At 38.3% G+C, this 13,424-nt stretch carries 12 protein-coding genes; 10 read left to right on the top strand and 2 right to left on the bottom strand.

Translation table 11 applies throughout. The features are described from left to right. Positions 1-1,126, bottom strand: a 1,126-nt coding sequence (locus ACQR30_RS06240) for a magnesium chelatase (RefSeq protein WP_429732827.1), incomplete at its 3' end; no start/stop codon positions are given. A gap of 160 nt (positions 1,127-1,286) precedes the next feature. After that, complete coding sequence (locus ACQR30_RS06235) at positions 1,287-1,730, bottom strand: LEA type 2 family protein (RefSeq protein ID WP_429732825.1); 444 nt, start codon at positions 1,728-1,730, stop codon at positions 1,287-1,289. Positions 1,731-1,999: 269 nt separating this feature from the next. Here ACQR30_RS06235 and ACQR30_RS06230 point away from each other — a divergent pair, with 269 nt between their 5' ends. The 10 genes from ACQR30_RS06230 to ACQR30_RS06185 all read left to right on the top strand — a co-directional run. Further along, positions 2,000-2,614, top strand: a complete 615-nt coding sequence (locus tag ACQR30_RS06230) for a WbqC family protein (RefSeq protein ID WP_429732822.1) — start codon at positions 2,000-2,002, stop codon at positions 2,612-2,614. Positions 2,615-2,823: 209 nt separating this feature from the next. Beyond that, positions 2,824-4,338, top strand: a complete 1,515-nt coding sequence (locus tag ACQR30_RS06225; protein WP_429732819.1) for a glycoside hydrolase family 125 protein — start codon at positions 2,824-2,826, stop codon at positions 4,336-4,338. A gap of 14 nt (positions 4,339-4,352) precedes the next feature. After that, positions 4,353-5,249, top strand: coding sequence for a LysR substrate-binding domain-containing protein (locus ACQR30_RS06220; protein ID WP_429732816.1), 897 nt, complete (start codon positions 4,353-4,355; stop codon positions 5,247-5,249). A 75-nt stretch (positions 5,250-5,324) separates the two neighbouring features. Next, a complete protein-coding gene (locus ACQR30_RS06215) occupies positions 5,325-6,272 on the top strand; it encodes a YeiH family protein (protein WP_429732813.1) in 948 nt (315 codons plus the stop codon). Positions 6,273-6,422: 150 nt separating this feature from the next. After that, on the top strand, positions 6,423-6,905 hold the full coding sequence (locus ACQR30_RS06210) for a MarR family winged helix-turn-helix transcriptional regulator (protein WP_429732810.1): 483 nt from the start codon (positions 6,423-6,425) through the stop codon (positions 6,903-6,905). A 101-nt stretch (positions 6,906-7,006) separates the two neighbouring features. Then, positions 7,007-8,548 (top strand): histidine ammonia-lyase, encoded by a 1,542-nt coding sequence (gene hutH, locus ACQR30_RS06205; RefSeq protein ID WP_429732807.1) that lies wholly within the window; start codon positions 7,007-7,009, stop codon positions 8,546-8,548. Positions 8,549-8,696: 148 nt separating this feature from the next. Further along, positions 8,697-10,094 carry a hypothetical protein gene (locus ACQR30_RS06200; RefSeq protein WP_429732804.1) on the top strand — a complete coding sequence of 466 codons (1,398 nt, stop codon included), beginning with the start codon at positions 8,697-8,699 and terminating at the stop codon, positions 10,092-10,094. Between the two features lie 170 nt (positions 10,095-10,264). Continuing rightward, complete coding sequence (hutU, locus tag ACQR30_RS06195) at positions 10,265-11,935, top strand: urocanate hydratase (RefSeq protein WP_429732802.1); 1,671 nt, start codon at positions 10,265-10,267, stop codon at positions 11,933-11,935. An 86-nt stretch (positions 11,936-12,021) separates the two neighbouring features. After that, positions 12,022-13,245: an imidazolonepropionase gene (gene hutI, locus ACQR30_RS06190; protein WP_429732799.1), complete on the top strand. Its 1,224-nt coding sequence runs from the start codon at positions 12,022-12,024 to the stop codon at positions 13,243-13,245. Continuing rightward, on the top strand, positions 13,242-13,424 hold a 183-nt coding region (locus ACQR30_RS06185; protein WP_429732796.1), incomplete at its 3' end, for a hypothetical protein. The genes hutI and ACQR30_RS06185, both read left to right, overlap by 4 nt.

The raw sequence follows: 13,424 nt of genomic DNA, 5'->3' as shown, positions 1-13,424 counted from the left end.
GAATAGCTTTTTCCAAAAGGTGTAATGCTACCTGATAAGGACCCTCTTGTTCCCCCTCATATACCAATTCTATTTTGCCGGTGATGGCGGGAATAATGCCAGATAAGTCACTAATCCATACCTGAGAATCTTTTTCTTTGTTGATAATAGCGCGCCTTTCGGCACTACTAATGAGATTTTCCAGAGCAGCAATGGAAAGCCTGGCACTTACACCACTTTTCTTATCCACGTATTCGCTTATACGGGCCTCAAATGCCAGTTGCTCAATGATTCTTTTTAATATATCCGCAATGTTAAGTTGTTTCAACTGTTCGGGTAAAATGCTTGCTTCTTGCTCGGTTATTTGCAATGCAGTCTCCAAGTCTTTCGGATAATGGGTTAAAATCTGGCTTTCAATACGGTCTTTTAGAGGTGTGACAATGCTTCCGCGATTTGTATAATCTTCTGGGTTAGCTGTAAATACAAACAAAATATCCAATGGCATTCTTAATTTGAAACCGCGGATCTGTATATCGCCTTCTTGCAAAATATTGAAAAGTGCCACTTGAATACGCGCTTGCAAATCAGGTAGTTCATTTATGACAAAAATAGAGCGATTGCAATGCGGGATGATGCCATAATGAATGACTTCTTCGTCTGAGAAGCTCAGTTTTAAGTTGGCCGCCTTAATGGGGTCGATGTCACCAATTAAATCAGCTACACTTACATCTGGTGTTGCCAGTTTTTCTCCATAGCGTTGTGAGCGATGCAACCATTCGATAGGCGTGTTGTCCCCCTCTTTTTTAATGAGATTTAAGGCATACTTACTAATAGGATTCAATGGATCGTCGTTGATTTCGCTACCTTTTACGATGGGAATATATTCGTCTAGTAAATCCACCATTTGTCGGGCAACTCTTGTTTTGGCCTGACCACGTAAGCCAAGAAATAAAATATTATGCCTACTCAAGATCGCCGTTTCGGTGTCACGCAATACAGTATTCTCATATCCCAAAATGCCCGGAAAGCGTTCTTGATTATTCCTTATTTTATCTATGAGATTATTGCGGATTTCTTCTTTTATGGAGGTAGGCCGATACTTCGCTTTTTTCAGTGCGCCTAGTGTTGTTATGTCGTTTCTGTTCATCTGATGTCAAATTTTTAATTCAAAGTTCGATACTGGAAGGTAGTGGTTTTTCGAAAATGGGAAGTTATAACCAGCACTATTTATCATTTCGTATAGAATATCTTCTTTTAAATAGAGAAGGCAATAAGGGGGGCGAACGCTATTTGCCAGAGAGAAATTGCTAAAAGTGTAAATCCTGCTTGGACGAAAAATCGAAGGGGACATTTACAAAAATGCCAGATCTCCCTAACCGCGAAGTTCCACTTATACGCAGCAAAACCTGCCTGCTAAAAAGTGAAGTCAACATATTATTAAAAACTTTTTTCGCGTCAAAGGGAAATAATATGTTGTAATTAAAAATGTCATTTCTTGGAATTTTTACCAAAGTATCCATTTTGTAATGAGATAAAAATTGACCATTTATATAGATATCCGCGTCCACTTTTTTTAATTGAACCGTGTAGTTATTTGGATTAAATAAAGACAAAGTGGCAGAAAGGGCAGGAGAGTTATCTCCCATTTGCAATATCCGAATATTTTGAATACCGCGAAATTCAAAAGAAGCTGGTTTTTTACACCCCCATAAAATTACCGTCAGGAGCAAGATTAAGCCTATTTTTTTCATTTTGATATTATTTGCTGCAAAATACAAAATCTTTTCTCTATTGAACATATAATGATTTTTATTGTTTAATTTTGGCTACTATTTATTTTAGCAAAGTTAGTTGTTAATGAGAATAGATAGTTATCTATTATTTTTAGTATACTTTACTGATATCTAAATTATTGATAATTAAAATATTATATATTTTGTACTATATTTAATAGTAACAATAATTTAGTATTTTTTTCTTAAAATGACAACTAACGATTTACTATTAAAAATAATTATAAATGAATAAAGAATTAGTTTTAATTATTGATAATCAATATTTTCCCTGTGTTAATTGGTTTAAAAAATCAATTGAATTTTCAAATATAAAATTATCTTTAAATGAACGGTGGCAAAAAATGAGTTTTGCCAACCGTTGTGTCATTGCAGGAAGCAATGGGTTAATCAATTTATCTGTTCCTATAGAAAATGGGCGGAATCAAAAACTGGTATTTAGGGATGTAAAAATTGCAAATGATATAAATTGGCAAGTGCAACATTGGCGAACCATCTTTTCCTGCTATGGAAAATCTCCTTTTTTCGAGTTTTATAAGGATGGTATAAGGCCTTTTTTTGAGAAAAAATATAAATATTTGTTTGATTTGAATTTTGAAATTATTTCTACTGTAAATAATTATATTGGTAATAATCAGATAGTTACAATGTATGAAGGAGAATTTAATGAGGAGATGGAAAGACGACTTACGTATTGTACACCTCAAGATTTTCAAAAGCAACCAGACCCGATAGTTTATATGCAACTGTTCGAAGATCGGATTGGTTTTCAGCCTAATTTAAGTGTACTTGATTTACTTTTTATGGAAGGTCCGAATAGTAGATATTTATTAATTGATTGATAATTAGTATATTATATTGATTGTGTTACAATTATAAACTTTTGAAAAAGATACGCTGCTTTTAGCAGGATCATTTTTCTTTTTTTAGTGACAGTTTGACACTTTGTATTTTCTCTAACTAACACTTTATCATTTTATTAAGTGGTGGTATATTTGTAAATGCGGTACTTTTATCAGATAGAATTTAATCACCAAAGAAATAATCCATAATGCATCGTAGAAAGTTTTTGCGTCAATCGGCCTTGGCTGGAGCCGGCGTGTTAGCCTCGAAATACACTAAAGCCTTTAATGGGGGTAGAATGTTTTTAAATGTTGATGAATTTCCGGTTGTGCGTGTTCCTGTTGGAGAGAGAAAATTTAAAAGTGAGGCTGTTGAAAATCTTATAAATGAGATGCAGGCGAATGTGGGGAACAAAGAATTGGCATGGTTATTTAATAATTGCTTCCCTAACACGTTGGATACTACTGTGGAATATAGTGTGATAAACGGCAAGCCCGACACTTTTGTCATCACGGGTGATATAGATGCAATGTGGTTACGTGACAGTACCGCTCAGGTAACTCCTTATTTGCCGCTTTGTAAAAAGGATAAGGCGTTGCAAAAAATGATTGAAGGAGTTATTCGTCGTCAAAATAAGTGTATTATTATAGACCCTTATGCGAATGCTTTTTATAAAGATGCGACAAAAGTAAGTAAGTGGAAAGAAACGGATATCACCGATATGAAACCAGGTGTGCACGAACGCAAATGGGAAATAGACAGCCTCTGCTATCCCATCCGTTTGGCCTATAATTTTTGGAAAGAGACCGGGGATACTGCTCCATTTGATGAACACTGGAAAGAAGCGATGACCCTGATTATAAAAACATTTAAAGAACAACAACGAATTGGGAATCAGGGGCCTTATAGTTTTCAGCGAAAAACTGCCTGGGCAACCGATGGTGTTCCAATGGGAGGATACGGATATCCAACCAGACCCGACGGGTTAATTAATTCTATGTTCCGGCCCAGCGACGACGCCACTATTTTCCCTTATCTTATTCCAAGTAATTATTTTGCAGTAAAATCTTTGACCCAGTTGGGGGAGATGTGGGAAAAGATCGGGAAAGATTTAGATAAGTCTAATGAAGCCAAGGCGCTATCAAAACAAGTATACGTTGCATTGCAGGATTTTACGGTAATGCACCCAAAATACGGTCAAATATTTCCGTACGAAGTAAATGGCTACGGAAGTATCAATTTAATGGATGATGCCAATGTTCCATCACTATTGGCGATGCCTTATTTGGAAACTATTTTTCCCTCCAATGTTACTTATTTAAATACGCGCCGATATGTACTCTCCGAAGATAATCCGTTTTTCTTTAAAGGCACCGTTGCCGAAGGTATAGGTAGCCCTCATACTGGACTAAACAAGGTATGGCCAATTGGTATTAGTATGCGTGGATTAACATCTACGGATACTAAGGAAATGGCGGAATGTATAGAAATGTTGCGTACAACACATGCTGGCACGGGATTTATGCATGAATCGTTTGACCCTAGTGCACCGATAGATTTTACGCGTAAATGGTTTGCTTGGTCCAATACTTTGTTTGGTGAGTTTATTTGGAAAATGTATCGCGAGCATAAGGACCTGCTGAAAGCACCCCCTGCACCAGTGGTAGCTAATCCGCCGACAAAAGAGAAAAGCAGATGGAAGATATTCGGAACTGGTAAATAAAACCAATTTACATTATGCTCGATTTTCGTTTAAAGACCTTTTATAAAGTTGCCACTCAATTGAGTTTTACAAAGGCGGCGGAAGAATTATTTATTTCCCAGCCGGCTGTGACCAAAAATATAAAAGAACTTGAAAATGTTTTTGGTTTGCGACTTTTTGAAAGAAAAGCGAATAAAATTACTTTAACTCATGCGGGGCAAATATTGTTAGGCTACGCAGAAGAAATAAAAAGTCTTTATCAGCAAATAGAGTTTGATTTTAGTGTATTAAAAAATAAATTCTCCGGTATATTGCAACTTGGAGCCAGCACCACTGTGGGGCAATATATTTTGCCTTCTGTATTAGCTAATTTTTATAAATCTTTTCCAGAAGTAAAACTCTCTCTGCTTAATTCTAATACTTCCCGTATAGAAAAAGCCCTACTCGAAAAGAAGATAGAATTGGGTATTGTTGAAGGCAAAAAGCATAACAAACAATTAAAGTATTCATCATTTATAAAAGACGAAATAGTGGCTATTGTACGAACAAAAAGTACAATAGCCATAAATGGTGAAATCAAGCTACATGACCTGACACAAATCCCCGTTGTTTGTCGGGAACGTGGCTCTGGTAGCCTGGAGGTTTTGGAAGATGCTTTGACCAAGAAAAAGTTTGATATTTCGACCTTAAATATCTTAATGCATTTGGGCAGTACCGAAAGTATTAAGGCCTTTTTGCTTAATTATGATTGTTTGGGTTTTGTTTCCATTGCTTCTGTTTCTAAAGAGGTTTTACAGGGAGAATATAGGATTGTAGAGGTGAAAGGTTTGGAAATTACCCGTGAGTTTTCATTTGTCCACTTACAAGGTAAACCCAGTGGACTCGCAGAGAGCTTTATGCAGTTTGCACTGCGGGGTTATAACCAAAAGTAATCCCCCATCAATATTTGCAATAAGTATAATCTACTATTTGCAAGCACCTTTGCTCCGTAACAAAAAATACAGGTTATGGAAAAAGGTATCTTGTACAAAGTTTCCGCTAAGAAAATACTTTTTATTGTTGGCATTCTTGTCTGCTGCTTTCCCATTGTTTCTCCACCAATTGCGTTAATCTTAGGATTTATTCTTACACAAACTGTTGGCCATCCGTTAGAAGAGATGAATCATCGTATTGTCAAAATACTTTTACAGTGCTCAGTTGTAGGGTTAGGTTTTGGCATGAGTATTTTTGAAGCTGTAAAAGCCGGGAAAGAAGGATTCGTTTTTACAGTTTGTTCCATATTTATTACCCTCTTATTAGGTTTATTATTGGGGAAATTGTTGAAGATAAAAAAGATTACGACTTTTCTTATTTCTGCCGGTACAGCGATCTGTGGAGGTAGTGCAATTGCTGCGGTGGCCCCTTTGGTAGAGGCTAAAGAGAGTGAAATGTCTGTTTCACTGGGTACCGTTTTTTTGCTAAATTCTGTCGCCTTATTTGTTTTCCCTTTAATTGGACATTTGTTTCATTTAAGCCAAAATCAGTTCGGACTATGGGCTGCTATAGCCATTCATGATACTAGTTCCGTGGTAGGGGCCGCTAGCAAATATGGACTTTCTGCTATGCATATTGCCACAACCGTAAAATTAGAACGAGCATTATGGATTATTCCGGTTTCTTTACTTACAGCCTTTTTTTATAGAAAAGGGAAAGGCAAGATTAAACTTCCCTATTTTATATTACTATTTGTGGTGGCAATGTTGCTTAATACGTTTTTACCATTTATACACCCTGTTGGAAAAATAATCGTGCCTTTAGCAGAAAAGAGTCTTACGCTTACTTTATTCTTTATTGGTGCCGGGCTTACATCAAAAGCATTAAAACAAGTGGGGGCCAAACCACTTTTGTTGGGTATTTTACTTTGGATATTTATTTCTGTAAGTTCATTATTGGTGATTCTGCACGTCGTATTGTGAAATGATTGTTTTTCTTCTTTATTTTTTATCGTGACTCTTTAAAGAAAATCATTGTAGGTTTCTGTTTATACCGATCGAAACAAAAGCAATATTTTTCATCTGTTAGAAAATTCTTTCGTAATATTGTATAAGTACTTATATAATATTACAATGAAGTTTTATCAAGATATCGGCTTTCTTATACTTGGAAGTCGTTTGCGACGAATGAGTGAGTATTATTTGTCGGAAGTGAATAAAGTGTATCAACAACAAAATATTGCTTTTGATGCCAGTTGGTTCCCTGTGTTTTACATTTTATCGAAAAAGAATGCCGTAAGTCTTACCGATATTGCCTCAGAATTGATGGTTTCTCATTCGGCTATAAGCCAGTTGGTAAAGAATTTGAAGCAAAAAAAATTGATTGAAACAACAGCTTCAAAGGAAGATAAACGTCATCAGATCGTTAAATTAAGTGAAAATGGACGTGAGTTATTGAAGCAATTAAAACCAATCTGGTCGGCTATTTCAATTAGTTTAGACAAAATTAATGTCGAAGAAGAAGAAACTGCGCATTTGTTGCCGGCATTATTATCACTGGAAAATTATTTTGAGACTCAACCCCTTTCTGGCATTATATTAAAAAAGATAAAGTAGATGAAACGTCCAAGATAAAATTTACATTATTATCACATTGGAGAATGTAAATTTTATCTTGGTAAGTTCCATTCGACAAATAAAAACATAACAAGTAACGAATGAAAGAATCTTTTAAATATGGCATCGACCATTTGAGCGTTGATAAAACTATTGCACTGGCCAATGGCCGTTTAGGCGGCATTATTTGTGAACAAGCCATACAGAAAATTAGGCGTAGCAGCGCTTTTGTGGATGAAATTGTAGAGGCGAAGTCAGTTGTATATGGCATCAATACCGGTTTTGGTCCGCTTTGCGATACTTTGATTTCTGCGGAGCAGACCACGCATTTGCAACACAATTTATTAAAGAGTCATTCTGTAGGAGTCGGTAATTTGATTGCACCGCGCCTCTCAAAAATAATGTTGATACTAAAGTTGCATGCACTCTGTCAAGGTTATTCCGGCATTCGCATCGCTACAGCCGAGCGTATTTTATGGATGATAGAAAATGATGTTATCCCTTGCGTTCCAGAGCAAGGTTCGGTAGGTGCTTCCGGCGATTTGGCTCCCTTGGCACATTTATTTTTACCACTGATTGGTTTTGGTGAAGTGTTTCAAAAGGAAAAGGTTATCGAAGCTTCAGCAGCATTAGAACAACTGGGGTTGATGCCCTTGCAACTTGGTCCGAAAGAAGGGCTGGCCTTAATAAATGGTACGCAGTTTATTGCAGCGCATGCGGTAAATGCGTTGGAGAGAATGCACAATGCGCTGGATGCAGCTGACATTATTGGCGCGCTTTCTTTGGAAGGATTGATGGGGTCTTCCAAGCCCTTCGACAGACGATTGCATGAAATAAGGCCATTTTTGGGTAATCAATTAGTTGCGAAAAGGTTGTCTGTTTTGCTAGCCAATTCCGAGATTCACAATGCACATATTGATTGCAATCGTGTACAAGATCCCTATTCACTGCGTTGTATGCCTCAGGTACATGGTGCTTCGCGCACAGCGTGGATGCACTTACAAGAATTGACTGAAATAGAAATTAATTCTGTTACAGACAACCCCATCATTTTGGGTTCATTTGATACGATTAGTGGAGGAAATTTTCACGGAGAGCCAATAGCTATCCCTTTGGATTACGCTACCGTTGCAGCCTCTGAGTTGGGAAGTATTTCTGAAAGAAGGTGTTATTTGATTATTGAAGGAAGATATGGGTTACCAAAACTATTAATAGAAAATGCGGGGCTTAACTCCGGATTTATGATTCCGCAATACACCGCGGCAGCTCTGGCAAGTGAAAATAAATCTCTGTGTTTCCCGGCAAGTGCAGACAGTATTCCTACGTCTTTGGGGCAAGAAGATCATGTATCGATGGGCTCTATTAGTGGAAGAAAGCTAAATCAGGTAATCGGGAACGTAGAAAATATTTTGGCGATTGAATTGTTGTATGCCGCTCAAGCGGTGGATTTCAGAAGGCCGCTAAAGAGTTCACCGGTGTTAGAAGCCGTGCATGCTTTGGTTCGTAGCAAAGTTGCCTTTGCCAAAGAAGATAGCATTTTCTCAAAAGATATTCAAGCCTTACAAAAAATAATCGTGGAGGGGTTGCTTGTAAAATGTGCGAATGATTTTTTGGTGAAAAATAATATAGTGATGGATAATTGACAATTAAAAATGGATAAAGAGATCCCTCAATCGCGAAGGCGGGAATCTCAATCGTCATTGCGAACGAAGTGAAGCAATCTCAGGAAAGCAGACGTCAAAAATCCATAACTTTATAAAGCAAAAAAAAATTTACTATAAACCAATTCTTATGCGAAAATATTTCTTTCTCTTTTGCTTCGCGATATTTTTTGTTGCCGCACGCGCACAGCAATTCAATGCTGACAGCTTGATGCACATTGCTGAAACTACAAACAACGACAGTATTAGTATTACTGCCTTCCATTTAATATTCAACAAATATGCTCAGGATAATTCCGATGCAATACGGCTTTACGGTAAGGAGGCTGTCGCTTACGGCCAGGCGCATAATAAGCCTCATTTGGAAGCATTTGGGTATGTAGCTTTGAGTGCAACATTTTTCGACGTAGGAAGTTTAATCCAAATGCAGGATTGCGCATTAAAAGCAAACAAGATATTGGAAAAATATCCAAATAATATTTTGTGGGGTGAAGTAATGAGCGCTATGTCATGGTACCAACCAACAGACAGCTTGCGGTCTGTTTACCAGGAAAAAGGTGTGAGGTATTTAGAAACTGCAAGCGTTCACGATTGGAATGTGGCAGCAGTGTTATCTATGTTATATGGAAATATAAGCCAAAATTTTTTATTGAGAAACAACCTTGATTCATCGCTTATTTATGGACAGAAATCATTCAATGAAACCATAAGAGGAGACACCTCAAAAGAAGATGCCGGATACGCTAATGCTGTTTTAAGCGGCGCTTATTTACAATTGCACCAATACAATTTGGCGCTTGCGCATGCCCGAACAGCGCTTGCTTATGCACAGCAATCTAATGGGCTGATAGTTATTCAAGACGCTTATTTAACGATGGCTCAATATTTCTACACTACGAACCAACATGATTCCGCTTTTTATTATTATTCAAAAATATATGCGGAACCAAACAATGGCAATTACTCAAACAAAGTGGGAGCAGCGGCGTTTCTGCATCAATATTATGAACAAAAACACGAGCCGGACAGCGCATTGAAATATGCAGATGTTTATATTATTGGCAATGATAGCTTGAACAATATTTCCAAAACACAAGAAATAGACAAAATAAATTTGCAGGAAAACCTTCGGCAACAGCAGCTCGCAGCACAAGAGGCAAAACAAAAAGAAACACGGAAACACAATATACAATTTGCAATAATTGCGATTGGAATTTTATTATGCGCATTGTTCTTTTTATTGATGAGCCGGAGTTTTATGGTCAGTCATAAAACGATAGAAATGTTGGGTGTGATAATGTTGTTGATTGTTTTTGAATTTATCAATTTGTTGCTGCACGATTATTTATCAGACATTACCAATAATTCTCCGTTCTTGATGTTGCTCGCGTTGGTCATCATTGCTGCGCTGATAGTGCCGCTGCATCATCGTTTGGAAAAATGGGCAACAAAACTTTTGGTAGAAAAAAATAAAGAAATTCGTTTGGCAAAAGCAAAGAAAATTGTGGAGCAATTAGAAGACAAATAATGATATTGCCACGTCGTTCATTCCTCACTCAATGAAGGAAGGTTTGCCGTCATTGCGAACGAAGTGAAGCAATCTCTAAAAAAGTAAGGCATCGTAAAATAAAAAAGGTAGAAAAGATTCACGCCTTCGCGGGAATGACGAAAAAAATCATCGATCAAAAAAGAAATAAAATGAACAGGGTAGAATTTATAAAGAAGTACGCAAATCATCCGCATTATTTTGCACCAACGGGAAATCGATTACATGCCAAAAGTTGGCAGACGGAAGCGCCGCTTAGAATGTTATTGAATAATCTAAATGCAGAGGTAGCCGAGAACCCGGAAGAGCTGGTCGTTTATGGCGGAATCGGACAGGCTGCGCGGGATAAAAAGTCTTTACAAAAAATCATTGAAATTTTATTGGACTTAGATGAAGAACATTCTTTACTCGTGCAATCCGGGAAGCCGGTAGGCATTGTGCGCACGCATCCACAAGCGCCTCGCGTGCTGATTGCCAATAGTAACCTTGTGCCGAAATGGGCAACTTGGGAACACTTCAATGAATTACGTAGCAAAGGTCTGATGATGTTTGGACAAATGACGGCTGGTAGTTGGATTTACATTGGCACACAGGGGATATTACAAGGGACCTATGAAACGTTTATGTCTTGCGGGCAGCGGCATTTTGGTGGCGAGCTCCATGGCAAGCTCATTGTTACGGCCGGCTTAGGAGGGATGGGGGGCGCTCAGCCTTTGGCCGCAACAATGTCGGGTGCTGTATGTCTGGTTGCTGACGTAGATGCTGAAAGAATTAAAAAACGCATCGATACCAAATATCTCGACCGTATCACGGATGATTATGAAGAAGCAAAGCGATGGATACAAGCGGCGTTAGTGAAAAAGGAGGCACTGTCTGTAGGTCTTATAAGTGATGTGGGAGATATGTTAGAAAAGCTACTGAATGATGGTATTGTGCCCGATATTTTAACCGATCAAACCTCAGCACACGACCCGTTGAACGGTTACATTCCAAATGGATTGACACTTGCGAAGGCTAAAACTTTAAGGGAGAAAAATCCTGACCTATATAAGAAGCAGTCTTTGAAGAGTATGGCTCGACATGTAGGCTTGATGTTGCAATTGCAAAAACTTGGTGCAGTGACATTTGACTACGGTAACAATCTGCGTGAATTCGCAAAACAAGGTGGGGAGCAGCATGCATTTGATTTTCACGGTTTTACACCGGAATATATCCGGCCTTTATTTTGCGAAGGTAAAGGTCCTTTCCGTTGGGTGGCATTATCCGGCGATCCACAGGATATTTACACGACGGACGAAGCATTGATAGAAGCATTTCCTGAGAATACACATCTGATTAATTGGTTGAAAATGGCGAAAGAGAAGATTGCATTTCAAGGACTACCTGCGCGTATTTGTTGGCTAGGATTAGGTGAACGCGAAAAAGCTGGATTGTTATTTAATGATTTGGTAAAAGCTGGAAAAGTGAAAGCGCCCATTGTTATTGGCCGCGACCATCTTGATTGTGGTTCTGTAGCTTCACCCAATCGTGAAACAGAATCGATGAAGGATGGAAGTGACGCAGTTTCTGATTGGCCCCTGTTAAATTTGATGAGTAACACGGCGGGCGGTGCGACCTGGGTTTCTTTTCATCATGGGGGTGGCGTGGGAATGGGCTATTCTCAGCATGCAGGTATGGTGGTATTGGCCGATGGTACAGATCGTGCAGATGAATGTTTAAAACGTGTGTTGTTCAATGATCCGGCAATGGGTATTTTCCGGCATGCAGATGCAGGCTATGAGAAGGCGGAGGAAGTTGCCGCAAAATTTGGTATAAAAATTTAAAAGAAAGTGGTGAAGGGTGAAGTAGTGTATTAAATATAAATATAGAATGCAGTTTTGGCAACTTTCAACTTTATAACAATAGCAAAATGAAAATTATCGGACCTTTTGCACAAATAATCACATTGGATCGTTTGCCAATGAAAGGTGTTATTAAAGATGAGTCCTTGGAAGTCTTGACAGGTTGCGGCATTGCTATTGATGAAGGTTTAATAACCAAGATTGCTTCATTTGACTTATTAAGAATACAATTTCCCGATGCCATTGTTGAAGAAATAGAATCGCCACAGGTTTTGCTGCCAGGTTTTATTGATAGTCATACCCATTTATGTTTTGCAGGAAGTCGCGCGAAAGATTATGCGATGCGCATTTCCGGAAAAACTTACTTGGAAATTGCGGCATCTGGCGGGGGTATTTGGGAAACAGTTACACAAACGAGAAATGCTTCAAATGCCGAATTAACCGGCCTTACATCAGAGCGTGCCAATAAATTATTAAACGCTGGTATTACCACTATAGAAGTAAAAAGTGGTTATGGGCTGAATGTGCAAGAAGAATTAAAGATATTACGTGCGATCAAAGCAGCAGGGGAAGAGACAAAAGCAGATTTGATTTCTACCTGCCTTGCAGCACACATAAAGCCGAATGACTTCCAAGGTAATGAAGTTGATTATTTAAAATATGTGGAAGAAAACTTATTACCTATTATACAAAGAGAAAATTTAAGTAAGCGAATAGATATTTTTATCGAAAAAACGGCTTTTGGTGTCGGTGCCGCATTGGGATATTTACGGAGGATAAAGAAATTGGGTTTTGAGATAACGATACACGCAGATCAGTTTACTACAGGTGGTACTGCTGTGGCTATTGAGTGTGGTGCCCTTTCTGCGGATCATCTCGAAGCAAGCGGAGATAAAGAGATAAAAATGTTAGCTGAAGCAGATATTGTGGCGACAGTATTACCGGGTGCATCCTTGGGCTTGGGTATGCCGTTTGCACCGGCAAGGAAATTATTAAATGGAGGTGCTTGTGTGGCTATTGCTTCTGACTGGAATCCCGGTTCTGCCCCAATGGGTAATTTGCTACTGGAGGCCTCTGTTCTTGGGGCTTATGAAAAATTGTCGATTCCGGAAACACTTGCGGGAATTACTTTTAGAGCGGCTAAGGCTTTGCGTTTAGACAATAGGGGAATTTTAAAAGAGAATTTTTTGGCCGATTTGCAGGCTTATCCTACGAGGGATTTTAGAGATATATTTTATCTGCAAGGCTCGTTAAGGCCCTCAATGGTTTGGAAAAATGGAGAAAGAATATGATTGATAATAATTACTATAACGCGCCCCAACAAAGTTGGTGGCAAGGACGAGAAGATGGAAATCAATGGAAACAACTGCGTTGGTGGCAGTCGGTACAGCTAATTCAATTGAATGAAATTAGTAGAGAAAATTTGCAACAATCCTTTGTTTTTTTGGGCTTTGAATGCGATGAAGGAGTT

Source organism: Arachidicoccus sp., assembly GCF_050436765.1.
In the GTDB taxonomy this organism is placed as follows: Bacteria; Bacteroidota; Bacteroidia; order Chitinophagales; family Chitinophagaceae; genus Arachidicoccus.
This window is presented reverse-complemented; position numbering and strand designations above follow the sequence as displayed.